This window comes from Pseudomonas sp. B22(2017), from assembly GCF_002113105.1.
GTDB classification, from domain to species: Bacteria; Pseudomonadota; Gammaproteobacteria; order Pseudomonadales; family Pseudomonadaceae; genus Aquipseudomonas; species Aquipseudomonas asiatica.
The window spans coordinates 476587-500337 of sequence record NZ_NEJN01000001.1 but is presented as its reverse complement, the minus strand read 5'-3'; the positions used below and the strand labels follow the sequence as shown (position 1 = coordinate 500337).

26 protein-coding genes and 1 pseudogene are annotated in these 23751 nt (G+C 64.1%); 15 read left to right on the top strand and 12 right to left on the bottom strand.

Annotated elements, in window-relative coordinates:
• Nucleotides 1-126: 126 nt before the first annotated feature.
• Entirely contained in the window at nucleotides 127-1020 is an 894-nt protein-coding gene (locus CAG18_RS02600) for a bile acid:sodium symporter family protein (protein ID WP_015270355.1), read from the bottom strand.
• Between the two features lie 184 nt (nucleotides 1021-1204).
• Here CAG18_RS02600 and CAG18_RS02595 point away from each other — a divergent pair, with 184 nt between their 5' ends.
• From CAG18_RS02595 to CAG18_RS02545, 11 genes and pseudogenes are all read left to right on the top strand, one after another.
• A complete protein-coding gene (locus CAG18_RS02595; protein ID WP_013972645.1) occupies nucleotides 1205-2068 on the top strand; it encodes a Dyp-type peroxidase in 864 nt (287 codons plus the stop codon).
• An 89-nt stretch (nucleotides 2069-2157) separates the two neighbouring features.
• On the top strand, nucleotides 2158-3066 hold the full coding sequence (locus CAG18_RS02590; RefSeq protein ID WP_054573281.1) for an aldo/keto reductase: 909 nt from the start codon (nucleotides 2158-2160) through the stop codon (nucleotides 3064-3066).
• Between the two features lie 4 nt (nucleotides 3067-3070).
• Nucleotides 3071-4354, top strand: a complete 1284-nt coding sequence (locus CAG18_RS02585; protein WP_085720192.1) for an NTP/NDP exchange transporter — start codon at nucleotides 3071-3073, stop codon at nucleotides 4352-4354.
• 205 nt (nucleotides 4355-4559) lie between these two features.
• Nucleotides 4560-4679: pseudogene (locus CAG18_RS02580) on the top strand (general stress protein); the annotation flags it as partial.
• A 60-nt stretch (nucleotides 4680-4739) separates the two neighbouring features.
• Entirely contained in the window at nucleotides 4740-4937 is a 198-nt protein-coding gene (locus tag CAG18_RS02575; RefSeq protein ID WP_061302263.1) for a hypothetical protein, read from the top strand.
• A gap of 21 nt (nucleotides 4938-4958) precedes the next feature.
• Nucleotides 4959-6293, top strand: coding sequence for an iron-containing redox enzyme family protein (locus CAG18_RS02570; RefSeq protein ID WP_085720190.1), 1335 nt, complete (start codon nucleotides 4959-4961; stop codon nucleotides 6291-6293).
• On the top strand, nucleotides 6293-7246 hold the full coding sequence (locus CAG18_RS02565) for a class I SAM-dependent methyltransferase (protein ID WP_085720187.1): 954 nt from the start codon (nucleotides 6293-6295) through the stop codon (nucleotides 7244-7246). Before CAG18_RS02570 ends, CAG18_RS02565 begins: the two co-directional genes overlap by 1 nt.
• Before the next feature lie 6 nt (nucleotides 7247-7252).
• Nucleotides 7253-8359 (top strand): carboxylate-amine ligase, encoded by a 1107-nt coding sequence (locus tag CAG18_RS02560; RefSeq protein WP_085720185.1) that lies wholly within the window; start codon nucleotides 7253-7255, stop codon nucleotides 8357-8359.
• 56 nt (nucleotides 8360-8415) lie between these two features.
• Nucleotides 8416-9003, top strand: a complete 588-nt coding sequence (locus CAG18_RS02555; protein WP_015270348.1) for a nucleoside phosphorylase-like protein — start codon at nucleotides 8416-8418, stop codon at nucleotides 9001-9003.
• Nucleotides 9004-9130: 127 nt separating this feature from the next.
• Complete coding sequence (locus tag CAG18_RS02550; RefSeq protein WP_013972638.1) at nucleotides 9131-10036, top strand: SDR family oxidoreductase; 906 nt, start codon at nucleotides 9131-9133, stop codon at nucleotides 10034-10036.
• Nucleotides 10037-10110: 74 nt separating this feature from the next.
• Entirely contained in the window at nucleotides 10111-10932 is an 822-nt protein-coding gene (locus tag CAG18_RS02545; RefSeq protein WP_015270347.1) for a Ku protein, read from the top strand.
• A gap of 222 nt (nucleotides 10933-11154) precedes the next feature.
• Here the strand turns inward: CAG18_RS02545 and CAG18_RS02540 are convergent, their stop codons facing one another.
• The 5 genes from CAG18_RS02540 to ligD are packed head-to-tail and all read right to left on the bottom strand — an operon-like array spanning nucleotide 11155 to nucleotide 16764.
• Entirely contained in the window at nucleotides 11155-11814 is a 660-nt protein-coding gene (locus CAG18_RS02540) for a glycosyltransferase family 2 protein (protein ID WP_061551225.1), read from the bottom strand.
• On the bottom strand, nucleotides 11811-12410 hold the full coding sequence (locus CAG18_RS02535) for a bifunctional 2-polyprenyl-6-hydroxyphenol methylase/3-demethylubiquinol 3-O-methyltransferase UbiG (protein WP_085720183.1): 600 nt from the start codon (nucleotides 12408-12410) through the stop codon (nucleotides 11811-11813). Before CAG18_RS02535 ends, CAG18_RS02540 begins: the two co-directional genes overlap by 4 nt.
• 11 nt (nucleotides 12411-12421) lie before the next feature.
• Nucleotides 12422-13177, bottom strand: a complete 756-nt coding sequence (locus CAG18_RS02530; protein WP_085720181.1) for a PIG-L deacetylase family protein — start codon at nucleotides 13175-13177, stop codon at nucleotides 12422-12424.
• A complete protein-coding gene (locus CAG18_RS02525) occupies nucleotides 13174-14217 on the bottom strand; it encodes an acyl-CoA dehydrogenase family protein (protein ID WP_024087139.1) in 1044 nt (347 codons plus the stop codon). Before CAG18_RS02525 ends, CAG18_RS02530 begins: the two co-directional genes overlap by 4 nt.
• Before the next feature lie 54 nt (nucleotides 14218-14271).
• Nucleotides 14272-16764, bottom strand: coding sequence for a DNA ligase D (ligD, locus tag CAG18_RS02520; protein ID WP_085720179.1), 2493 nt, complete (start codon nucleotides 16762-16764; stop codon nucleotides 14272-14274).
• Nucleotides 16765-16892: 128 nt separating this feature from the next.
• Between ligD and CAG18_RS02515 the strand changes: the two genes are divergently transcribed.
• Both CAG18_RS02515 and CAG18_RS02510 read left to right on the top strand, forming a co-directional pair.
• On the top strand, nucleotides 16893-17357 hold the full coding sequence (locus CAG18_RS02515) for a phosphotransferase system, HPr-related protein (protein WP_085720177.1): 465 nt from the start codon (nucleotides 16893-16895) through the stop codon (nucleotides 17355-17357).
• Nucleotides 17354-17578: a metallothionein gene (locus CAG18_RS02510; RefSeq protein ID WP_054573293.1), complete on the top strand. Its 225-nt coding sequence runs from the start codon at nucleotides 17354-17356 to the stop codon at nucleotides 17576-17578. The genes CAG18_RS02515 and CAG18_RS02510 overlap by 4 nt, the downstream gene beginning before the upstream one ends.
• A gap of 191 nt (nucleotides 17579-17769) precedes the next feature.
• Here the strand turns inward: CAG18_RS02510 and CAG18_RS02505 are convergent, their stop codons facing one another.
• From CAG18_RS02505 to CAG18_RS02485, 5 genes are read right to left on the bottom strand one after another with little or no spacing between them, the layout of a single operon-like run.
• Nucleotides 17770-18198 (bottom strand): hypothetical protein, encoded by a 429-nt coding sequence (locus tag CAG18_RS02505; protein ID WP_085720175.1) that lies wholly within the window; start codon nucleotides 18196-18198, stop codon nucleotides 17770-17772.
• Between the two features lie 28 nt (nucleotides 18199-18226).
• Nucleotides 18227-19180 carry a lysylphosphatidylglycerol synthase domain-containing protein gene (locus tag CAG18_RS02500; protein ID WP_085720173.1) on the bottom strand — a complete coding sequence of 318 codons (954 nt, stop codon included), beginning with the start codon at nucleotides 19178-19180 and terminating at the stop codon, nucleotides 18227-18229.
• A complete protein-coding gene (gene clsB / locus CAG18_RS02495; protein ID WP_085720171.1) occupies nucleotides 19180-20382 on the bottom strand; it encodes a cardiolipin synthase ClsB in 1203 nt (400 codons plus the stop codon). The genes CAG18_RS02500 and clsB overlap by 1 nt, the downstream gene beginning before the upstream one ends.
• A complete protein-coding gene (locus tag CAG18_RS02490; protein WP_013972626.1) occupies nucleotides 20379-21164 on the bottom strand; it encodes an endonuclease/exonuclease/phosphatase family protein in 786 nt (261 codons plus the stop codon). The genes clsB and CAG18_RS02490 overlap by 4 nt, the downstream gene beginning before the upstream one ends.
• On the bottom strand, nucleotides 21161-22078 hold the full coding sequence (locus CAG18_RS02485) for a DUF72 domain-containing protein (protein ID WP_015270336.1): 918 nt from the start codon (nucleotides 22076-22078) through the stop codon (nucleotides 21161-21163). Before CAG18_RS02485 ends, CAG18_RS02490 begins: the two co-directional genes overlap by 4 nt.
• A 165-nt stretch (nucleotides 22079-22243) precedes the next feature.
• Here CAG18_RS02485 and CAG18_RS02480 point away from each other — a divergent pair, with 165 nt between their 5' ends.
• Together CAG18_RS02480 and CAG18_RS02475 are read left to right on the top strand one after the other, a co-directional pair.
• The gene (locus CAG18_RS02480; protein WP_003259456.1) at nucleotides 22244-22618 is read left to right on the top strand and encodes a low affinity iron permease family protein; all 375 of its coding nucleotides are present in this window, start codon (nucleotides 22244-22246) and stop codon (nucleotides 22616-22618) included.
• 22 nt (nucleotides 22619-22640) lie between these two features.
• Nucleotides 22641-23192, top strand: a complete 552-nt coding sequence (locus tag CAG18_RS02475) for an ATP-dependent Clp protease proteolytic subunit (protein ID WP_015270335.1) — start codon at nucleotides 22641-22643, stop codon at nucleotides 23190-23192.
• 125 nt (nucleotides 23193-23317) lie between these two features.
• On the opposite strand, the gene CAG18_RS02470 is transcribed toward CAG18_RS02475, so the two are convergent.
• Nucleotides 23318-23716 carry an NUDIX hydrolase gene (locus CAG18_RS02470; RefSeq protein WP_015270334.1) on the bottom strand — a complete coding sequence of 133 codons (399 nt, stop codon included), beginning with the start codon at nucleotides 23714-23716 and terminating at the stop codon, nucleotides 23318-23320.
• Between the last annotated feature and the right edge of the window lie 35 nt (nucleotides 23717-23751).

Here is a 23751-nt window from a genome sequence, read left to right as displayed (position 1 = left end):
ACTCATTGAGTAAGCAGGGACACTGTGGGAGCGGCTTCAGCCGCGAACACCGGCGCAGCCGGTGCCATGCACCGAGTTGGATTCTTCGCGGGTAAACCCGCTCCCACAGGGTACGTGGAAAGGCCCTCAATTCACTGTTTCACCCTTGGGCTGCGCCGCCACATGCCCGCGGCTCACCCACCAGCCAAACGCCGCCGCGGTGAAGAACATGATCAGGCTGTACAGCGCCGCCGGCACTGCCATGGTGGCGTTGTTCAGCAGCGAAGGGCTCAATGCCAGGGCAATCGCCAAGGTGCCGTTATGGATGCCGATCTCCATGCCGATCGCAATCGCCTGGCGCTTGGGAATGTTCAGCAGGCGCGGTACCCAGTAGCCCACGCCCAGGCTCAGCAGGTTGAACAGCAGCGCGGCCAGGCCCACCACCGGTGCGTAGGCAACCACGGTCTGCCAGTCCTTGGCCAGCGCCAGGACGATGGTGAACGCCAGGAACAACGCAGCCACCAGCTTCATCGGCTTCTCCATGCGCGCGGCGAAGGCGGGTGCAAAGCGGCGAACCAGCATGCCCAGCGCCACCGGCAGCAGGACGATGGCAAACACCTGCATCACCTTGGCAAACTGCAGCGGTATGGCCTGGTCCGATGCCATGAACCAGCTCAGCGACAGGTTCACCAGCAGTGGCATGGTCAGGATCGCGATCAGCGAGTTGACTGCCGTCAGGGTGATATTCAATGCCACATCGCCATGGGCCAGGTGGCTGAACAGGTTGGCCGTGGTGCCGCCCGGCGAGGCGGCCAGCAGCATCAGCCCCACCGCCAGCGCCGACTCCAGGCCAAACCCGCTGGCGATCAGGAAGCACACCAGCGGCAGCAGCAGGATCTGGCAAACCAGGCCTACCACCACCGGCTTGGGGTACTTCACTACGCGGGCAAAGTCGGCCAGCGTCAGCGATAACCCGAGACCGAGCATGATGATGCCCAGGGCCAGCGGTAGAAAAGCGGTGAGCAAAGGTGAGGCGGTCATGGGCGGTCTCTCGGGCGAAGGACCCGGTGGAGTGTAGGTCGGCCCTGATTGATAGCTAATCGCAAAACGCCAGCCCTTGGTAACCGTTTGTTACCGAGCGCAGCGCCCAGCGAGGCTGTATGCCGCGTTGCAGCAGGCCTGCAGGCGCAGTAGCATTCCTGTTTTTACCGAGGATTAGCCTGTCATGCCGTTCCAGCAAGGTCTGCTTGCCACCCCGGTGCCGGCCCACGCCCGTCACCTGTTCTTCTCCCTGCAGTCGCCCGAGGCCCTGCCTGCCGCCCTGGATGCCTTGCTGCCGCAGGTCGATGGCGAACAGTTGATCCTGGGTGTCGGCGCCCCGCTGGCCAAGGCCCTGGGCCGTGACGTACCTGGCTTGCGCGCCTTCCCTCAGCTGGATGCTGCCGTGGAGAACCCCAGCACCCAACACGCCCTGTGGCTGTGGCTGCGTGGCGACGAGCGCGGTGACCTGCTGCTGCGGGCCCAGGCCCTTGAGCTGGCATTGGCTCCGGCCCTGCGCCTGGCCGACAGCGTCGATGGCTTCCTGCACCGTGGCGGCCATGACCTGACCGGCTATGAGGACGGCACCGAAAACCCGGTGGACGAAGAGGCCGTGCAGGCGGCAATTGGCGCCGATGGCTCCAGCTTTGCCGCGTTCCAGCTGTGGAAGCACGACCTGGAATACTTCAAGTCGCTGCCCCAGGCTGACCAGGACAACATCATCGGCCGGCGCCTTAGCGACAACGAAGAGCTCGACGACGCCCCCGAGTCCGCCCACGTCAAGCGCACGGCCCAGGAAAGTTTCGAACCAGAAGCGTTCATGGTCCGTCGTTCGGTGGCCTGGGCAGACCAACGGGGCGCAGGCCTGGCCTTCGTGGCCCTGGGCCACAGCTTCGATGCGTTCGAGGTGCAGCTGCGGCGCATGAGCGGCCTGGAGGACGGCATCATCGACGGCCTGTACCGCTTCAGCCGGCCACTGACCGGTGGATACTACTGGTGTCCGCCGATGAGCGAGACGGGTGTCGACCTGAGCCTGTTGCTGCAAGCCTGATCGCTAAACATCCAGATACAGAAACACCGGACGCAGCCGGGGGCAGCGGCTAGCCTTGAAAGTTTCCGCTTCATGACGGGAGCTTTTCCATGTACGCACGTCGTGATGTCCTACGTGCGGGTGCCACCTTGGGCTTGCTGGCCGCCAGCCCCTGGTTGCACGCCGCTGCCCCGGCGGGTTTGCTGACCCGCCAAGTGCCGAGCACCGGTGAAGCGCTGCCGGTGATCGGCGCCGGTACCTCCGGCAGTTTCGAAGTGCAAGCCGGTTCCGCCCAGTACCAGCAGCTGAAAGTTGTACTGCAGGCGTTCTTCGAAGGCGGTGGCCGGGTTATCGACACCTCGCCCAACTACGGCGGCGCCGACAGCATTCTCGGCCAGCTGCTGGAAGAGGGCGGCTGGCACCGGCAATGCTTCATTGCCACCAAGATCGCCGCCGACAGCCGGGCAGACGCCGAAGCGCAATGGGCCGGCAGCCTCGCGAGCCTGCGCACCGACAAGGTCGACTTGCTGCAGATCCACAACCTGCGCGACTGGCAGACCCAGCTGCCTTATGCCCGCGAATTGAAGCAGCAGGGCAAGACCCGCTATGTCGGCATCACCCATTACCTGAACAGTGGCCAGGACGAGGTAGCCCGCATCGTGCGCAGCGAGCCGCTGGATTTCATCCAGATCAACTACTCGGTCAATGCCCCCGACGCCGCCCGCGAACTGCTGCCGCTGTGCCAGGACAAGGGCGTCGCCGTGCTGGTCAACCGGGCGTTCGACGATGGCCGCCTGTTCGCCCGGGTGAAGGACCAAGCCTTGCCCGGCTGGGCCGCAGAGGCGGGTGTCGGCAGCTGGGCGCAGCTGTTTCTCAAGTTCGCCATCAGTCACCCGGCGGTGACCACGGTCATCCCCGCGACCAGCCGGCCCGAGCGCCAACTTGACCAGCTCAAGGCCGGGCACGGGCCGTTGCTGACCCAGGCGCAGCAACAGGCGCTGATCAAGCAGTTTGCCTGACACCATGGCAGCCTGGCGGCGGCGCCTGGACCAGGGGCTGAACATCCAGCCCGGCGAAGGGCCAGCGGTGATCGCCGGTTTGCTGCTGTTCTACCTGTTGTTCACTGGCTATTTCATGCTGCGCCCGGTGCGCGAAACCATGGGCGTCGCCGGTGGCGTGGACAACCTGCAATGGCTGTTCACCGGCACCTTCATCGCCACCCTGGCGTGCCTGCCGCTGTTTGGCTGGCTGGCCTCCAAGGTGCAGCGCCGGTACATCCTGCCCTGGACCTACGGCTTTTTCGCCAGCAACCTGCTGCTGTTCGCCGTGCTGTTCGCCCGCAATCCGGAAGCTTCATGGGCGGCGCGGGCCTTCTACATCTGGTTGTCGGTGTTCAACCTGCTGAGCATCTCGCTGGCCTGGAGCTTGCTCGCCGACCTGTTTTCCACCGCACAAGGCAAGCGCCTGTTCGGCCTGCTGGCGGCCGGGGCCAGCCTGGGTGGGCTCAGCGGCCCCATCCTGGGCACGCTGCTGGTAGCGCCGCTGGGCCATGCCGGCTTGCTGGTGCTGGCCGCAGCGCTTCTTCTGGGCAGCATTGGCGCTACGTTGTACTTGCAACGCTGGCGAAAGCTCAACCCTCTACCGGCGCAAGCCGAGCGGGCGGATTCCCGGCCACTGGGCGGCAACCCGTTTGCCGGTGCCACTGCCGTACTGCGCTCGCCCTATCTGTTGGGCATTGCCCTGTTCGTGGTGTTGCTCGCCAGTGTCAGCACCTTCCTGTATTTCGAGCAGGCACGCATCGTCAGCGAAACCTTCACCGACCGTACCCGGCAAACCCAGGTGTTCGGCCTGATCGACAGCGTGGTACAGGCCCTGGCCATCCTCACCCAGGTGTTCCTCACCGGTCGCCTGGCCCGCCGGCTGGGGGTGGGCGTGCTGCTGGTGGCGGTGCCGCTGGTGATGGCTGCGGGCTTCCTGTGGCTGGCACTGGCCCCGGTGTTCGCCGTGTTCGTGGTGGTGATGGTGGTGCGTCGGGCCGGTGAGTACGCGCTGGTGCGGCCGGGGCGGGAGATGCTGTTTACCGTGCTGCCCGTCGAGGACAAGTACAAGGCCAAGAACTTCATCGACACCGTGGTCTACCGCGGTGGCGATGCCTTGAGTGGTTGGCTCAAACGGGCGCTGGACGTGATGGGCGAGTACCCGCAACTGGCGATGTTGATCGGTACGCTGATTGCCTTGGGCTGGGCGCTGACCGGCGGGGTGCTGGGAAGGCGACAGGCCCGCCTGGAAAGCGCATCGCGCGACTGACAAGCGCGCCAAATATGCGGGTGCCGCTTATTTAATGCCGCTGGTCAGAACGCTTCGCATTAAACCGAATCCACCGAAATGACCGAACTCCCAACAGGTGTACGGCGGGTAATGCCGTGCATTCCGAAGTCATACGAGGTTTAAGACCATGGCCAACAAAGAGAACAGCCGCACCGGCAACCAGCAAGGCAGCCAGGGTGGCAACAAGAACCCGGGCAACTTTGCCAATGACCGCGAAAAAGCCTCCGAAGCTGGGCGCAAGGGCGGCCAGCAATCCGGTGGTGGCCGTACCAGCGAATCGGGCCGCAAGGGCGGCCGTTCGTAAGTGAGGCTACGCAGTGCCCGGGTGATCGGGCACTGCGATTCTGCACATGAGGAGAACCCCATGCGATTGATCCCTCTGATAGCGCTGGTGGGCACGCTTGGCTTGCTGGGTGGTTGTTTCGACCGGGATGACGACCACCCGGCAAAGGATGCCGACCAAAGCAAACCTTCACTGCAGATGCAGCAACCCGGCGACAAACCCGCTACCCAGCCGGCGCCGGCCCCTGAACCGATGCCCGGGCAGAAACCCAGCCAATAAAACGCGGACAAGGACTACGGCATGACGGTAATGACCCGCAAGACCAGCGCGGTGATACCGGCTTCGGCAAATGGGCCAAGCCTGAAGGAGCGTTACCACAAGCTGCTCGTGAGCCACGACACCACGAGCGCAGCCTGGCTGAGCGAACAATTGGCACGCGCGCAGCGTTTGCCGGATGACCTGCCTGCCGATCCTGCTCAGCTGGAAGCCTGGAGCGCTGGCCATGCAAGCCAGGTGGCCGAAGCATATGCCAGTTACCTCGAACAACGCCGCCAAGGTGCACCTCGGCGCTACTTTGCCAACCGTGCCCAGGCGTTGTGGTTCCTGCAACAAGTGGCACCCACCAAGGCAGTGGACGGGGCATGGCTGCACAGCACCTTGCGCCACTGGGGCGATCCGCGCTATCACGGCCTGATTCGCACCTACATGGAAGAACTGGGCGGCGGCGATCCGCGCTGCAACCATGTGCTGATCTACCAACGGCTGTTGAGCCGGCTGGGTTGCCTGGGCCTGACTGAACTGGACGACCAGCGTTACCTGCAAGGTGCCTTGCAGTTGGCATTGGGGCGCCATGGCGATGATTTTCTTCCCGAGCTGATCGGCTACAACCTGGGCTATGAACAACCACCGTTGCATTTGCTGATTACCACTTACGAACTGGCGGAAGTGGGCATTGATGGCCATTATTTCCAGCTTCATGTGACCATCGATAACGCGGCCAGCGGGCATGCGCATCTGTCCATCCAGGCGCTACGCCAATTCTGCCCGGTCGACGACGCTGGCCAGTTTTACCAGCGGGTGCGCAGCGGGTACCGCTTGAATGACCTGGGGCTTGATACACCCAGCCTGATCAGCAGCTTCTTTCTTGAATCCGAGCTGCTTTCGGCACTGGAGCGCAAGCGCAATTTTGGCCAATTCATGCATTCCGACCATTGCCGCTTGCAAAAACGCACCGTCAACCAATGGCTGGCCGAGCCCGGTGCCATGCCCGCGTTTCTGCAAGCGTTGCAGGCACAGGGCTGGATCCGCCGTGGTGAAGCTCCCGCCAACAGCCGCTGGTGGGGACTCATCGATGGCCCCTCGGCACCGATGTATGGCGTGTTCACGGCGTATGAAAAACAGCTATGGCACGACTGGATCGCTGCAGGCTTGCAAGCCCGCGGGCGTCGCGTGCTGCCTGGCAGCTGGGAGGTGCAGGTGGAATCGGATGATACGCTCACGACTCCTGCCCCGGACGCCGATATCCAGACGTTGATCGACACGATGTTCGGTAACCGTCATGCGACACCGGAAGGGTTGCTGGCCACCCGGCGCTACTTGCGTGCTACCGGCCTGAATCAGGAGGTAACCCGCTGATGCTGCTCGATCCACAACAAATCCAGGCTGACCAGGCAATGCTGCAATTGGGCAGGCGCCTGCGCGCCGACGGCTACCGCTTCACCTGCGTCACCCCGGCAACCCATGCTCGCGTGAATGCGCGCCCGGAAGCCGGGCAAGCCAGGACAGTGCGCGATGTGTTCGGCTGGAACCGCCCGTTCCGTTCATCATTGGTTTCTGCCGATGAGCTGGACCAGATGCGGCGGGCTCAGGTGCTCAAGCAGCACGGAGAACTGCTGATCAGCACCGTGCGCTGGTCCACGATCGACGACCTGCTGCTGCTGCACTCTGCTTACCCCACCGAGGAAACCGACGCAGTGTTTTTCGGCCCCGACAGTTACCGTTTCGCCCAAGTGATTCACGATCACCTGCAACGCACCCCCAAGCGTGTCGAGCATGCCGTGGATATCGGGTGCGGCACGGGTGTCGGCGCCTTGCTGATCGCCCGCGCGGCGCCCCATGCCCATGTCAGCGCCGTGGATATCAACCCGCTCGCGCTGCGTTACACCGCGATCAACGCGGCATTGGCGGGCTTGAGCAATGTTTCCGTGGAACCCAGTGACCTGCTCGACGGCATTACCGGGCTGTTCGACCTAATCGTTGCCAACCCGCCGTACATGCTGGATGCCTGCCAACGTACCTATCGGCATGGCGGTGGTTCGCTCGGCGCGCAGCTTTCGCTGCGTATCGTCGAGCAAGCTTGCGAGCGGCTCGGCTCGGGGGGCTCGCTATTGTTGTATACCGGCGTGGCGATAGTCGAAGGCCGTGATGCCTTGCTCGAAGCCATTCGCCTGCGCCTGGCGGGCCCGGAATGGTCCTGGGTATATCGGGAAATCGACCCGGACGTGTTTGGCGAGCAACTGAACGAACCCGGTTACGAGCAGGTCGAGCGCATCGCCGCGGTGGTGCTCACAGTCACCCGCAACAGCTGAGGCAGCATGGCCCGACCCTGCACGTTCGGCATCGAGGAAGAATACCTGCTGGTGAACCTGGACACGGGGCAGGTGCCAGCCACACCTTCGCCAGCCGTGCTCGGGCGTTGTCGCAAGGCGCTGGGCCAGCATTTTGCCCAGGAAATGTTCCGCAGCCAGATCGAAGTGGCCTCGCCGGTGTTCGCCAACCTGTTCGAGGCACGCGAGTTCTTCCTGCACAGCCGCCAGCGGCTGAACACAGCGCTGGCCGAAGAGGGCATGGGCCTGTACGGCGCGGCAAGCCACCCCAATGCCGCCTGGCTGCGTCAGAAACCTGCTACCCCTGCGCATTACCAGCAACTGTTCGCTGACTACCGGCATGTGGCGCGGCGTAGCCTGCTTAACGGCCTGCATGTTCACGTGGGCGTACCGCCAGGTTGCGACCGCATCCAATTGATCAACCGTGTACTGGGCTGGCTGCCTCTGTTGCTGGTGCTGAGCACGTCATCCCCGCTGTGGGCAGGCCAGTGCACCGGCTACATGAGCTACCGGCGGGTAATTTGCGGGGAGTGGCCGCACATGGGTTTGCCCGAGCCTTTGCCGGACTGGGCAGCCTACGAGCGCTACCGTGCATTGCTGCAACGCACAGGGTCGTTGGCCGCGGATGGCGACTTCTGGTGGGCGATCCGGCCTTCACGGCGCTTCCCGACGGTCGAACTGCGCATCTGCGATGGCTGCCCGCGGCTGGAGGACGCGCTGTGCATCGCCGCGCTATTTCGTCACCTGGTCGAGCACAGCATCGTGTACCGGCACGACTCGTCCGCCTGCAACCGCGAGCAGCGCTGGATCACCCAGGAAAACTACTGGCGCGCCATGCGCCATGGGCGCCAGGGCGAGTTCATTGGCCTGCATGAGCAGCAGCCGGTCACGGCCGCAGGTTGGTTGGCCCAGTTGCAGGAACAGTTGCCGATCGACACTGTAGACGCCGAACGCGCCTTCCTGCATGCACAACGCCTGCTGCGCGATGGCACCCATGCCGACCAGCAGCTGCAATGCCTGGCCCAGGCCAGCGCTGCAGGCTTGGGCAGGGCGCAGGCATTACGAGCCGTGGTGGCCGCCGGGGCTTGCAATTAGCCGGGGTTGACCGAAAATGGCCGCGCCTTTCGCAGCCACCCGGAACCACCTGCGCCATGATGCTGATCAAGCAATTCCCCGACATTTCCCTGGACGACACGTTGTTTGTCTTCGCCCTCGAAGCCGAGGCCGGCGATGTATTCGCTGACGTCAATACCGTGTTTACCGGCATCGGCAAGGTCAATGCCGCCATCGCCCTGACCAAGGCCATTGCCGCGCGCCGGCCCAGGCTGATCGTCAACCTCGGCTCGGCCGGCAGCCAGCGCCATGGCAAGGGCGAGGTGGTGTGCTGCACCCGCTTCGTGCAGCGCGACATGGATGTGACCCCACTGGGCTTCGCCCGTTACCAGACACCTTTGTCGGACATCCCGGTGGTGCTGGAGCATGGGGCGCAGATCCCAGGCTTGGCCCTGGAGACCTGCGGCAGTGGCGATAGCTTCGAGATCAACCATGGCGATGCACCCTATGACGTGGTCGACATGGAAGCCTACGTGCTGGCGCTGATCGCACGCAGCGAAGGCATCCCGTTCGTGTGCCTGAAGTACATTTCCGATGATGCCGGCAGTGATGCGGCGCAGGACTGGGCGGTACAGGTGCACCTGGCTGCCGAGGCCTTCAGGCGGGTGCTGTTTAGCCCGGTGTGACCGCTGGTCGGTGTTTGGGCCAGTCGAAAAAAACCATCGATGAAGGCTCTCCTCGAAAACGGTAGGACGGCCTTCGCGGGCAAGCCCGCGAATGGGCCAACACCGGTACACCAGAGGAGAGGCCCCCATGCCTAACAAACCCCACGACCAGTTCAGCATGCAGAACCCGCTGACCCAGTACCCGCATCCACCATTCCCGGCCCAAGGCCAACCAGCACCGGGGCTGGATGCCAACATGCAGCCCGAGCCAGACCACGGCGAAACCACCTACAAGGGTTTTGGCCGCCTGGCAGGGCGCAAGGCGCTGATCACCGGTGCGGATTCGGGCATCGGCCGTGCAGTGGCCATCGCCTTTGCCCGTGAGGGTGCCGACATTGCCCTCAACTACATGCCCATCGAGCAACCCGATGCCCGCGAAGTCATCAAGCTGATTGAAGCCGAAGGCCGCAAGGTGGTGGCAATTGCCGGTGACCTGAAGGATGAGCAGTTCTGCAAGGAGCTGGTCGACCAGGCCCACGAGCAACTTGGCGGGCTGGACATCCTGGTCAACGTCGCCGGCAAGCAGGAGGCGCGCAAGGACATCAGCCAGATCAGCCACGAGCAGTTCGACCACACCCTGAAAACCAACGTCTACGCGCTGTTCTGGCTGTGCCAGGCGGCCGTGCCGCTGATGCCGGCGGGGGCGACCATCATCAATACCGCCTCGATCCAGTCCTACCAGCCTTCGGCCACCTTGCTCGACTATGCCACCACCAAGGCCGCGATCGTCGCCTTCACCAAGGCCTTGGCCAAGCAGGTGATCGAGCGCGGCATCAGGGTCAATGCCGTGGCCCCGGGGCCCATCTGGACCGTGTTGCAACCCAGTGGCGGCCAACCGCCGGAGAAAATCCCCGAGTTCGGCGCACAAACGCCGATGAAGCGACCGGGGCAACCCGCCGAGTGTGCGCCGGTGTATGTGTTGCTGGCCAGCCAGGAGTCCAGCTACATCACCGGCGAGGTGTTCGGCGTGACCGGCGGCAACCCGTTGCCGTAGGGCGGGGCGGCTAAACCTTCGCCGCCGGTTGCAGTCGATTCAGGTATTGGCAGGCAACCCTGGGAGCACCTTCAATGGCTAGGGCAATCTGGAAAGGCGCCATCAGTTTCGGCCTCGTGCATATTCCCGTGGCCCTCAATACCGCGGTGCGCACCGAGCGGGTCGATTTCGATTGGCTCGACAAGCGCAGCATGGAGCCGGTCGGCTACAAGCGGGTGAACAAGGTCACTGGCAAGGAAATCGACAAGGACAACATCGTCAAGGGCGTCGAGTTCGAGAAGGGCCGCTATGTGGTGATCAGCGAGGAGGAAATCCGCAAGGCCCGGCCCGAGGCGACCCAGACGATCGATATCTTCTCCTTCGTGGAGGCTGGCGAGATCCCGCTGCAGCACTTCGACACGCCGTATTACCTTACCCCCGACCGCCGTGGCGGCAAGGTATACGCCTTGCTGCGCGAAACCCTGGCGAAGACCGGCAAGGTGGCGCTGGCCACGGTAGTGCTGCACACCCGCCAGCACCTGGCGTTGTTGCGGCCGCTGGATGATGCGCTGGTGATGATCACCTTGCGCTGGCCTGAAGAAGTGCGTGGGCTGGAAACGCTGGAGCTGGACAGCAGCGTCACCGAGGCCAAGGTGGACAAGCGCGAACTGGACATGGCCAAGCGGTTGGTCGAGGACATGAGCGGGCAGTGGAAGCCTGCGGATTACCACGATGCCTTCCGCCAGACCATCATGGACCTGGTGGAAGAAAAGGCCAGCAAGGGCAAGATCGAGACCGTGGAGAAGGGCGAGGCGACGGAAGCAGGGAAAGGCGCAGACATCCTCGACCTCACCGAACTGCTCAAGCGCAGCCTCGGTGGCAAGAAGCCGGCGAAGAAGACACGCAAGGCGTCGTGATTCCGTTGCGCTTGCACTGGGTGGGAAATTGCCCAGCCCTTTGGGGCCGCGCTGTCGCGCGGAGAACAAATATCGCTCGTTTGAAGCGTCCTTTGTAGGAGCAGCCTTGTGCTGCGAAGAGGCCGGTACAAGCAATAGAAAGGCTTTGTCAGGACCGGCCTCTTCGCAGCACAAGGCTGCTCCTACAGAAACTGCTGAACCAAGAGTCAAACACAAGCCTCATCAAACCTGTGTCTGCAACCCCGCCAGATAATCACCAAACCCTTCGCGGGCGCGGCTGTCGCGCCGGCTGCTGGTGGCCACGCTGTGCCTGGCGGTCCATACGATCTGCGCACCACTGGCCTGCAGGTCGCTGACCAGTTGCACATCCTCATGCGCCGCCAGTGGCTGGAAGCCGCCCACACGATCATAGGCGTCGGCACACACCCCCAGATTGGCCCCATGCACATGCCGATGCCCCTCATGTGCCTGGTAACGGCTGTGGTACAGCTTGCGCAAGGCCGCTGTCTGCCAGGGTTGCCAGTACTCGACGTGCACCGTGCCGCACACTACCTCGGCCCTGCAGGCCAGTTGCGACAGCAGCCAGTGCGCCGGCACCCGGCTGTCGGCATCGGTGCACGCCAGCCACTGCGCGCCGCGCTCGAGCATGTATGCCGCGCCCACCCGGCGGGCCATACCGACGTTGCCGGCATCCACGGTCAGCACCTGTACACCGAACCGCCTTGCCACGGCGGCGCTGCCATCGCTGCAGCGGTCCAGCACCACCAGCACCTCCACCTGGTGCCCCGCCTGCTGCGCCTGCAGGGCGGCAGCCAGTACTGCCCGCAGGCAGCGCCCAAGGCGCCGGGCCTCGTTGTGGGCCGGGATCACCACGGCAATCATGGGCAGGTCTCATCGAGGTCGACCACGCTGGGCTGAGAGGACCAGTACTCCAGCAAGAAGTCCGCCTCGTCATGCTGGAACTGCAGATACAGCGGAAGGTGCCGGGCCAGTATGCGGTGCACTTCACGCCCGTCCTGCGGGCAGCCGGCGATGGGATGCTTCCAGTGGCAGGCCAGCAGCCCGCCGTCGTAGGTCAGACTGGCCACCGACTGTTCGATCACCTGCAACCAGTCGGTCGGGTCGAGGTAGTAACCCACCTCGCTCAGCACGATCAGGTCGAAACGCCCACCTGGCCAGTCCGCCGGCAGCCGCGCCAGTTCCACCGAGACATTGCGCAGCCCAGCCAAGCGTTCACCGGCCAGCGCTACCGCAGTAGGGTCCAGGTCCTGGCACACCAGGTTGGCACAACGCTCGGCCAGCAAGGCGCTGAGCTCGCCATTGGCGCAAGCGGGCTCGAACACGCGCTGGTAGCACTGGCGCGGCAGGCAGGCCATGACCAGCTCGCGCTTGCGCTTTTCGTACCAGCGGGTGCGAAAGGCCCAAGGGTCTTCACTGGTGGCGTACAGGTCGGCGAAATACTGTGGGTCGAGGCTCATGACAACTCCTTTTACAGGAACACCAGTTCGAAAGGTTGCAGCAGACAATCCAGCAAGTTCGGCGGCAGTACGGGCGGGCGCTGGCCATCCGGTTCGAGTTGGCTGACATGAGCGGCCAGGGCCTTGCGCTTGCGGGCCAGGCTGGCCTCGTCCAGCTGAATGCGGTGGGCACGCGGCCACGGCAGACGCGGGTCGTCCGGTCGTGCCCAGTGCCACGCCCACACGGGTACCTCCAGGCATTGCGCCTTGCGCATCCGGGCCGCCTGCGCGGCAGCCCGGCCTACTGCTTCGTGGTCACAGTGGCCATCGCCGCTCCAGGTGGCCATCAGCAGGTCGTCAGGCCTGAGTAACTGGCTCAGGTGGTTGAGCAGAAACGCCTCGTCACGTGGCAACGCGCCGTCCTTGAGGTGGAGCCGCCGCCAGTCCAGGCGACCGAGGTCGAGGTCAAGCTGTTGCAGGGCATGGCGGCTCTCCAGTGGCCTTTGCCGGCGCAGGCGGTGTTCGCTCCAGTGGGTAGAGCCAGGGTGGCTGGCTTCACCATCGGTGGCGGAGATCAACACCAGGTCGTCTTCCCGGCCATGAAAGCCCGCCAGCAGCCCGCCGGCCATGAGAATCTCGTCATCGGGGTGCGGTGCCAGCAGCACCAGGCGGCGGCCCGGTGGGCACAATTGCTGAGGGGTGATCCAGGTGGCCCTGGCCAGGTGCGCGGCCTGCTGCCAGTCCGCCCACGGTGTACCGCTGTTCGCCTGGATCAGGTTCTCGCTCATAGTTGCCAGACTCCCGCCGGCTGTTTTGCCAACTGCTCCCCGAGCGCCGCCAGGTCGCGCTCGGCATGGCTCTGGCGCAGGAACACGGGCAAGTCGGCACTCAGCCGGGCAAAGTGGTTGTCACGGCAGAAAGGAGTGGCGCCCAGCGCCCGGCCAACGTGGTGGATCACCTGTTCAACGGCCTGTTCCACCTGGGCGCGGGTGCGGCGCACTTCGAAGCTGGCGTCTGCGCCTGGCTGGCGGTCGATCCATGCCGCGCATTCGCGCAGTGCCGCCCTGGCGCCGTACAAGGCGGCGTCGACTGCGCCCAGGTGAGCGTCGGCATGTGGGTCGGGGCGGGGGTTGCGGCAGTGTTCGCGCAGGTAGTCGGCCAAGGCTTCGGCGGCGCCGTACCAGCAGGCTGCAATGCCAGCACCGCCATGCCAGAAGCCGGGGCGTGACAGGTATTGCCCGGGGCGGCCGATGGCGATGCCAGGGGTGTGGTTGAACTCGACTTCGACACTGGCGGTGGTGGCCATGCCAATGGCCTGCCAGCGGTCTATGACAAGGCCCTGGCTGGGATGGGACAGTTCGATGGCCACCAGCTGGGGTTGGTCATGCTGGTCCCAGGCCGTGACCAGCGCCCGATCGATCTGCAGTGCGCCCGAACACCAGGCCTTGCGACCCTCCAGGCGGACCTGGTCGCCATCACGGGCGACAATGCAGGCGCGGGCATCCGGCGGTTCGGCGGCCCACACGCCCCATATACCCTCGGCAGCGTGGTGTGCAGCCGCGCATTCGGCAAGGATCGCCAACGCGTCGGTGTGGCCCTCGTACAGCTTGGCCAAGGCCAGGTCACAGCCTGCCACCCGGGCCAGGGTTTGCCAGCGCCGTAGCGTATTGCCCTGGCCGGGCAGGGGCAGCAGGTCAAGGTGGTCGGCTTGCAGTGCCTGAATCAGCTGCGGCAACTGGGTATCGAGGTTGAGCGGTTGCTGCCGCTCGCCGAAGGCTCGCAACAGGCGATCGAGGTTGGTCAGGTCAAAATCCTGGACGATGCTCATGGGCGCGGCTCCTTGGTCAGGCATTGCGGGCGTAGCGCTGAAGGCAAGCCGTCATCAGGCCAGCCCCAGCTGTTTGCGCATGCCCACGGTGATCGATTGTCTGGTCTTGCCATAATCGGCCCAGGGGTCGTCGACATCACCCAGGCGTTCAAGCACGTTGCCGATGTTCCACTGGTTGGCGCCCTTGAGTTGCGGCAGTTCCTCGCGCCAGATCGGCACGGATACCGGCAGGCCTTCGCGTGCGCGCAGGGTATACGCGCAGGCGGTGGTAGCCCCCTTGCCGTTGCGCAGGTAGTCGATGAAGATGCGCCCGATGCGATTTTTGGGCCCGGACACGGCACTGAGCCTGTCGGGGAACAACCTGGCCAGGTAATCGACGATGCCGTGGCTGAATGCCTTGACTTCATCCCAGCTGGCACGCCGGGTCAGGGGCACTACCAGGTGCATGCCTTTGCTGCCACTGGTCTTGAGAAACACCTTCAGGCCCAGTTCATCCAGCAAGGTGAGGGCCAGTTGGGTGGCTTCCAGCATGGCCTTCCACGGCAGCGCCGGGTCCGGGTCAAGGTCGAGGACGAAGCGGTCGGGCTTGTCGAAGTCCTTGTCGGTGGCGTTCCAGGTGTGCAGTTCGAGCATGTTCATCTGCACTGCGCCGATCAAGGTGTCGGCGCGATTGATGACCATCGCCGCCTGGCCGGCCTCGGCCTTGTCATAGCTGAGCACGTTGGGCAGATGCAACTGGCCGGCGTTCTTCTGGAAGAACAGCTCCCCGGCCAGCCCGTCCGGGGCACGTACCAGCGCCACCGGGCGATTCTTGAGCTGGGGCAGTATCCATTGGCTGACTGCAGCGTAGTACTCGGCGACCTCGCGCTTGGTAACGCCGCTGGTGGCGTCGACCACCCGCTCGGGGTGGGTCAGGCGCAGCTCGCCCAAAGCCTCGGGGGCCTTGGCCTGCTTGCGCTTGGGCAGGGTCTTGGCGGGCATGCTGCGCTCCAGGTCGATGGCGGTAGCCGGTTTGTCATCGCGCAGGCCGTGGAACACCGAGTGGCGCACGATGCCGTCACGGGTCATCTGGGCATAGGCGACTTCGGCCAGCAGTTGCGGTTTCAGCCAGTGCACGCCCCGGGCTTCGGCCCCGGTGGGCGGGTTGGGCAGGGCCGGCTTGGCGGTTTCCAATGGTTTGAGCCGGGCATGGATGCTGGCCAGCGTGGTTGCACTGAAGCCGGTGCCGACCTTGCCGGCATAGCGCAACTCGCCGCTGTCGTTGTCATGCAAGGCCAGCAGCAGGGCACCAAAGCCGCTGCGGCTGCCTTTGGGGTCGGTGTAGCCGACGATCACGAACTCCTGGCGCTGCTTGCACTTGAGCTTGATCCAGTCGGGGCTGCGGCGGCCGCTGTAGGGGCTGTCGACGCGCTTGCCGATCAGGCCTTCGAGTTGCAGCCGGCAGGCGCTATCGAGCAGGGACTCGACGGGCTGGTCAAAATCGTCGGAGTACTTGAGCACGTCCGCTTCGTTGTGCTCCAGCAGGCGCTGCAAGGTGTCGCGCCGGTCCTGCAGCGGTAACTGGCGCAGGTCCTGGCCGCCCAGGAAGGGCAGGTCGAACAGGTAATAGGTGATGTGCTCGTCATGCTCGGTGTCGAAAGCGTTCTGCAGCGCCTGGAAGTCCGCCGCGCCGTTTTCGCCAGCCACCACCACCTCGCCATCGAGCCAGGCCGAATCGAGGCCCAGCGCACGCAAGGCGGCAACCTGCCTGGGCATCTTGCTGCTCCAGTCATGGCCATTGCGGGTGAACAGGCGCACGTCATCACCGTCGATGCGGGCAAGGATGCGGTAACCGTCGAACTTGACCTCGTAGCGCCAGTCGCCACTGGGCGGGGAGTCGACCAAGGTCGCCAGTTGTGGCTGCAGCTGCGCCGGCAACGGCACCTTCCGGCCTTTGCTGGCGGCTTTGCGACGTGGCGCGGCGGCCTTTTTTGCTGTCGGCTTTCGCGGCACCAGCGTGCGGTCGCTGAGCACGCTGTCGGGCTGGGCGTCGACGATGCTGTAGTCGGCTTCGCTGCGCGCCAGGCCGTCGTGCGACTTGACCAGCATCCACTGCTCCTTCTTGCCGGCCAGGTGGGTGCGGAACAGGTTCCATACACCGCCGAGCTTTTCGCCTTGCAGGCGGAAACGCAGTTTGCCCTTGGCATAGGCCTCATGCGCATCGCCTTCGGGCTCCCAGATGCCCCGGTCCCAGACGATCACGTCACCTGCGCCGTAATGGCCTTCGGGGATATGGCCTTCGAAGTCGGCGTAGTCCAGCGGGTGGTCCTCCACGTGCACGGCCAGGCGGCGCACCTTGGGGTCCAGCGACGGCCCTTTGGGGATGGCCCAGCTTTTCAGCGTGCCATCGAGTTCCAGGCGGAAGTCGTAGTGCAGGTGGCTGGCATCGTGCTTCTGGATGCAGAACTGCAGCGCGTGGGCCCGCTTGCCACGGCTGCGCTTGCCGCTGGGCTCGGGCGTGGCATTGAAGTCGCGCTTGCGCGCATATTCCTGCAGGGGCTTGGCCATGGCGGGCTCCGGGCGGTTCGCAGTCTCTAATCTGGGAGGCAACGGCCCGAGCGGTAGTTCAAAAAAACTCTGAATCTTCCACCAGCAGGTGCAGTCGACCGAATGAAGCCACCTGACGGAGAACGCACATGGCCCGAACAGATGAACCGAAGCCCTATACCCCCACTGAAATCGACGATACCGAAGACCGCATGGGCAGCGTGCATGAACTGGACTTCGACGAGCGCCTGGACGAGCGCGAGGGGCGTGCGGGTGACGAGCGACCAGCCGCGGACGTGGCCCGCGAGTTCCCGCCCAGGCGCGTGGCCGAAAGCGGCATGACTGGCGGCGAGGCATTGAGCGACAGCCTGCACGAGGACAACGTCACCTACGACGACCTTAGCCCGGACACCTTGCTGGACGAGACCGGCGCCCGTGACCCGCACGAACCCGGTGGCAGCGGTGGCCCTGCAGACAAGACCCTTAGGCGGGTAGAGGCCAATGAGATTGGCGGCGGCAAAGGCCTGGACGAAGCCGAACTGGCCCGCTCCGCACCGCTTGATGGCGAACCGTGGACCGATGATGTGATCGACGACGAGGAGAGCAAGCCATGAATGAGTTGCGTTGTGCCTGTGCAGATTGTTCCTGCACCGTGGATGCCAATGCCTTGCAGCTCGAAGGCAAGGTGTATTGCTGCGAGGCCTGTGCCAGCGGGCATCGCAATGGCGAACCGTGCCGGATGCCGGATTGCCACTGTGGGGGAAAAACCAAGGAAAGCGCCGTGGACAATGCGCTGGACGAGACTTTCCCGGCGAGTGACCCGATTTCGCCCTGAAACATCGCCGTCTCATAGCTTCTGCATAGGTCTATGGGGCGGTGATGATCCTGTAGGAGCGGCCTTGTGTCGCGAACGGGCCGCGAGGCGGCCCCAGAATTTCAGCTTCGCACGGAAAATTGCCGGGGCCGCTTTGCGGCCCTTTCGCGACACAAGGCCGCTCCTACAAAACACGCGCCAAGCCGGCAGAATCAGTGAGTCTGCCAGATGCCGTTGCTACGCTCGCAATCACTGCGGGCCTGGCCCAGGCTGGGGGTGTCGTAGTAGTAGGTGATCACCCGTGCATCCTTGGGCAACGCCGGCTTGTCACCGCCAGTTGCCTTTGGGTTGGCCAATGCTTCCTGGGTCAACGGTGCGATGCAACTACCAACGCTGCCATCCGCACAGCGCGCGACCTTGTGCTTTTCACTGTTGAGCATGTCCTTGCTCTCATTGCTGCACGACCAGTTGATCGCTTCGGCGGGCAGGTTGCTGTAGCTGTAGCAGCTGTGTCGCTCCACCGGCGTTACCGCCTCGCTGGAGGAACGGGTGAGCACGTTGCAGGCTTCGGCCAGGGCCTGGCCGCTGAGCAGGCTGGCCATCATCAGTATCAACATCGGCTTCAAGACAGCGCCACGCATTTGCCACCTCCCGGGCCAATGGCCCTTGTCAGGTCTGGGCAGGCTTCTCGCGCCGGCGCATGGCCTTGGCGCGTTTCTCGAGGATCAGGTAGACAAGCACCGCCAGCAACAGCGGCACCAGGTAGTACAGCGTGCGGTAGCCCAGCAGGGCCGCCACCAGCGTGCCCTGGGCGAGCTGCCCATGCAGCAGGGCCAGGAACACCGTTTCCAGCACACCCAGCCCGGCCGGGATATGCGCAACCACACCAGCAACGCAGCTGATCAGCAGGATGCCAAGAATCGACGGGTAGAAGGCTTCGCCAGGCAGCAACCAGAAGATCAGCAGCGCCATCAGCGCCCAGTTGCTGGCACCCAGTACAACCTGGCACAGCGCCAGGCGCAGCGACGGCAGCGTTACCTCATGGTCGCGCCAGCGCCAGGTACGCTTTTTGGCGAAGCCACAGGCCAGCAGGTAGCCAGCGGCAATCGCCAGCAACACCACGCCGATCAGTTGCAGGCCGCTGGCACCGACCGCCCAGTTGGCGGGCAGCTCGACCAGGCGCAAGGCGAACACGGTGCCAGCCAGCAGCATGTAGCCCATCCAGTTGGTCAGCAGGCCCAGGGTGAGGATACGGGTGATGGTAGCCGTGTCCAGGCCCAGGCGGCTGTAAAGCCGGTAGCGCAAGGCAACGCCACCCACCCAGGTGGTGAAGTTGAGGTTGAAGGCATAGCACACGAAGGCCACTGGCAAAACCTGGCGTGCCGGCAGGTGGTGGCCGGTGTAGGCCCGAGCCAGCAGGTCGTAGCTGGCGAACGTCAGGTAGCTGCACCCGGCCAGCGCCAGGCCTATGGCCAGGGTGCCGGGCTTGTAGGCCAGCAACGACTGGCGCACCTCGTTCCAGTCCAGGTTGCGCGCCAGCAGGTACAACAGCGCAGGGATCAGGATCAGGAATGCCAGGGTGAACAGCCGCTTGCCCCAGGTTTTCCAGTGTTTACGCGCCATCAGGTTTGGCCCTCGTGGTAGTCACCCTGTGCCTCGGCCTCCGGCTGCACCGAGCGCAGGTGCTGGCGGTGCGCCGGGAACCAGCCGGCAATCCGCGGGAAATGGCGGATCACGTGGAAGCACACGAAAATCAGTGGCGCCCGCCACCAGTAGCCGCGAACCATGCGTTCCAGGGTGGCCGGCTTGCATTGTTCGCGGGCCAGCTGCTGCAGGTGCTGGTTGAGCTGCTGGTTGAAGGCGCGATCACGGATGAACAGGTTGGCTTCCAGGTTGAACGACAGGCTGAGCGGGTCCAGGTTGCTGGAGCCGACCGTGGCCCACTCATCGTCCACCAGCGCCACCTTGCCGTGCAGCGGCCGCTGGCAATACTCGTGAATGGCCACACCATCGCGCAGCAGGTAGTTGTACAACAGCCGCGACAGCGCCCGCACCCAGCGCATGTCTGGCTGGCCCTGCAGGATCAGCCGCACCTCCACGCCACGCCGGGACGCATTGCGCAGTTCACGCATCAGCCGGTAACCCGGGAAGAAATACGCGTTGGCCACCACGATGCGCTGCCGGGCGCTGCGAAACGCCTGCAGGTAGTGGGCCTCGATATCGGTGCTGCGCACCCCGTTGTCGCGCTCGACCAGCACGGCGCTGCAGGTACCGGCAGGCTCGGTCAGCGGGCGTACGGCGCTGGGCGGCTGCAGCACCGGCGACATCAGGCGCTTGCTGGCGGCATGCACCTGCGCCACCACCGGGCCGGCGACTTCCACGGCATAGTCCTGCTTGGCCATGGCACCAAAGTCGCCCAGGTGGTCGGCGCTGTAGTTGATGCCGCCAATGAAGGCCCGCTCGCCATCGACGACCACGATCTTGCGGTGCAGGCGCCGGAACAGGTTGGTGCGCATGCCCACCAGCCTCGGCTGAGGGTCGAAGGCGTGGAAACTGACCCCGGCATCGGTCATGGCCGCAATGAAGGTGTCGGGCAGGTCGGCCGTGCCATAGCCATCCACGGCCACTTCGACACGTACGCCGCGTTGGGCGGCATCGATCAGGACCTGCTGCAATTGCTGGCCAACCTTGTCATCGAAGATGATGAAGGTCTCCAGCAGGATTTCCTCCCGTGCCTGGGCCATGGCCTCGAACACGCGGGGGTAGTATTGCTCGCCATTGATCAGCAACTGCACGCTGTTGCCGTCTACCCAGGGTCGGTTCACAGTTTGATCTCCGCAGCCAGAGGGGCGTGGTCGGAAAGGTGCGACCACGGGTACTTCGACAAAACCTGGGCCGTGCCGGGCATGGCATTGCGCAGGTAGATGCGGTCCAGGCGCAACAGCGGCAGACGCGCCGGAAAACTGCGCGCCGGGGTGCCGAAGTGCTCGCCGAAGGCCTCTACCAGGTGTTCGCACAGCACGGCATCGGCCTTCAGCCGCCAATCGTTGAAATCGCCGGCGATGATTACCGGCGCCTTGGGCGGCAGGCTGTCGAGCAGGTCCAGCAGCAGCTTTACCTGGCGTTGCCGGTGGGCCTCGCGCAGGCCGAGGTGCACGCACACCGCATGCACCTGGTCATGGCCCGGCACCTCCAGCTGGCAGTGCAGCAGCCCGCGCTGCTCGTTGCCCTGCACCGAGACGTCCAGGTTGTCGAAGCGGCTGATGGGGAATTTCGACAGCAGCGCGTTGCCGTGGTCCCCATGGGGGTACACCGCATTGCGGCCGTAGGCGAACTGCGGCCACATGCTGTCGGCCAGGAACTCGTACTGTGGCGTATCCGGCCAGGCCGGGTGGCGCAGGGCATGTTGCTGGTGGCTACCGTGCACTTCCTGCAGGAACACCAGGTCGGCGCCGGTGGCGCGCACGGCTTCGCGCAACTCGGGCAGGATGAAGCGCCGGTTGAAGAAGGTGAAGCCCTTGTGCACGTTCAACGTCAGTACATTCAGCCGACGCACGGCGGTGATCTTGTCGATGATGCCGTGCGGGGCAGGCAGGGTCCTGTTCACAGGGTCACCTCCGGCACCACGCCAGGCTCGGTCATCAGTTCATGGTCCAGCGACAGCTTCTGCAACAGGCGCCGGGCGTCATAAGGCGCATGGACTTTCTGGTCGTTGTCGAAATAGCAGTAGACGTCCCGGGCAGCGCGCCGTGGTGGCGGCCCAGGCACCACCAGCTGGGCATCGTCGGCCTGGCGGCCCTGGCTCCAGTGCTGTATGCGCTGCTTCCAGCGCCGCAGCGCCTGAGCGGTATAGCCACTGCTGTACAGCTCGACATCGCCATGCAGGCGCATGTACACGAAGTCGGCGGTAAGGTCCTCGACATAGGGCCATTTACCGGCACTGTCGGCCACTACCAGCGCTACCTGGTGCTTGCGCAGCAACTTGATGAAGGCTTCGCACAAAAAGCTTTCGTTGCGGATTTCCACCGCGTGGCGCAGCCGTGCGTTGCCCTTGATATCGGTGCTGCCGTTGTCCTTCAGGCGCTGCGCACACCCCTGTGCGCATTCGCGGGCCTCCTTGCGGCTGTGCGGTAGCAGTTCGAGAAAACGGGCGAAGCGGCCTTCGTCGAACTTCATGTTCGGCGGAAACTGCCACAGGAACGGGCCCAGCTTCTTGCCGAGCAGCAGCGGCCCGGATGCGAAAAAATTGGCCATGGCTTCTTCGATGTCCTTGAGCCGCCGTACATGGGTGATGTAGCGCGGGGCTTTTACCGCGAACACGAAGCCGGGCGGCGTCTGGTCATGCCAGCCCTGGTAGCGTTCGGGTGTTTGCAGGCTGTAGAACGAGCCGTTGATTTCAATGCTGTTGACCGCCCGCGAAGCGAACGCCAGTTCGTCGTCCTGGGGTAGGCCCTTCGGGTAGAAGTCCTTGCGCCACGGGCCGTAGCGCCAACCGGAGATGCCGATGCGGATATCGCTCACGCTGCCTTCCTCATTGCCAGTCCTTGTTCGGTCACTCTGAAGGTGCGACTGGTGAACAGCGGCCAGGGTTCAGCACGGTTGACCAACGGAAAAGGCTGATGCCGCGTGGAACTTTGCGGCCCGCGGCGTTTCCACCGCATACCTGCTACGAGGAAGGGCGCCAGGATGAAATTCGACCGTTTCGCCCAATGGCTGGCCAATTGGGCCGGCCGCCCGCTGACTTTTGGCATCGCCTGCCTGCTGATCCTGATCTGGGCAGTGACCGGGCCGCTGTTCGGCTTCAACGACACCTGGCAACTGGTGATCAACACCTCGACCACCATCATCACGTTTCTCATGGTGTTCCTGATCCAGAACACCCAGAACCGCGACAACGACGAACTGCACATCAAGATCGATGAGCTGTTGCGCACAACCCAAAAGGCGCACAAGGCGCTGCTGGACCTTGAAGACATGGATCCGGCCGAGCTGCATGCCCTGCGCAAGCAATACCGGCAGATGGCCGGGCAGGGTGACGATGCGCATTCAACCAAGGAATGACCTGTCAACCCTGGAGGCAAGCATGGCCAGACATATCGTCCACTTCACCGGGCCTATCAATTCATCCACCTGCGGCAACCTGATCAACACCTGTTCGCGGGCGTTGCAGCAGGGCGCCGACGCCCTGCAACTGAACATCGCTACCATGGGCGGCGAGTGCAGCTACGGGTTTACCTTGTACAACTTTCTGCGGGCGTTACCGGTCGAGGTGCATACCCACAACCTGGGCACGGTGGAATCCATGGGCAACATCATCTTCCTGGCCGGGGAACGGCGCACGGCATGCAGTTACAGCAAGTTCCTGTTTCATCCTTTCCACTGGACCTTGCATGGCTCGGTCGACCACTCACGCATGGCTGAATACGCGATGAGCCTGGATTATGACCTGCGGCTGTACGCGCAAATCGTCGCCGAGCGGACCGAAGGGGCGGACGAGGTGCTGGATGTACCGCGGTATCTGATGGCCTACCCGCGGATACTCGGGCCCCGGGAGGCATTGGCGAACGGGATGATCCATGCCATAGACGAGATGCCGATCGAGGTGGAGGCTTGTCAGTGGAGTGTGCATGCCTAGCTGATACCTGTGCCGGCCTCGTCGCGGGCATGCCCGCTCCCACAGGTTCAGCACATGCTTCAGAAGCGGTGAAGTACTTGTGGGAGCGGGCAAGCCCGCGAAGGGCCGGCACAGGAGAAAAAGGTCTACCTCACTGACGCTGCCATTGCCCGGTCACACGCCAGCAACGAGCGGATCAGCAGCTTGATCTCGTCCTTGAGCATGGGCACCTGGTCCGGGTGGGCGAACCGGCAATCAGCAATTTCACGCAGGGCCTTGGGATGTGGGGCGTCGGCGAACTCCGCTTCGAACACATAATGCATGCGCTCTGCCGCTTCGTGGCGCATCAGCAGGGTCAGCGATTCTGCCTGCAACCCGGTTTCCTCAAGCAATTCACGTTCCGCTGCCTGTACTGGCGTCTCGCCGGGCTCGATCCTGCCGCCGGGCAGGGTCCAGGCGGCGTTGGGCTTTCTCACCCACAGCCATTTATGGGTTTGTTTGCCATGCCGGCAGATGATCGTTGCGCGATGCTTGACTGGTTTCATTCAGGCTCCCGGGCGAATCCCTCATTCCATGTAGA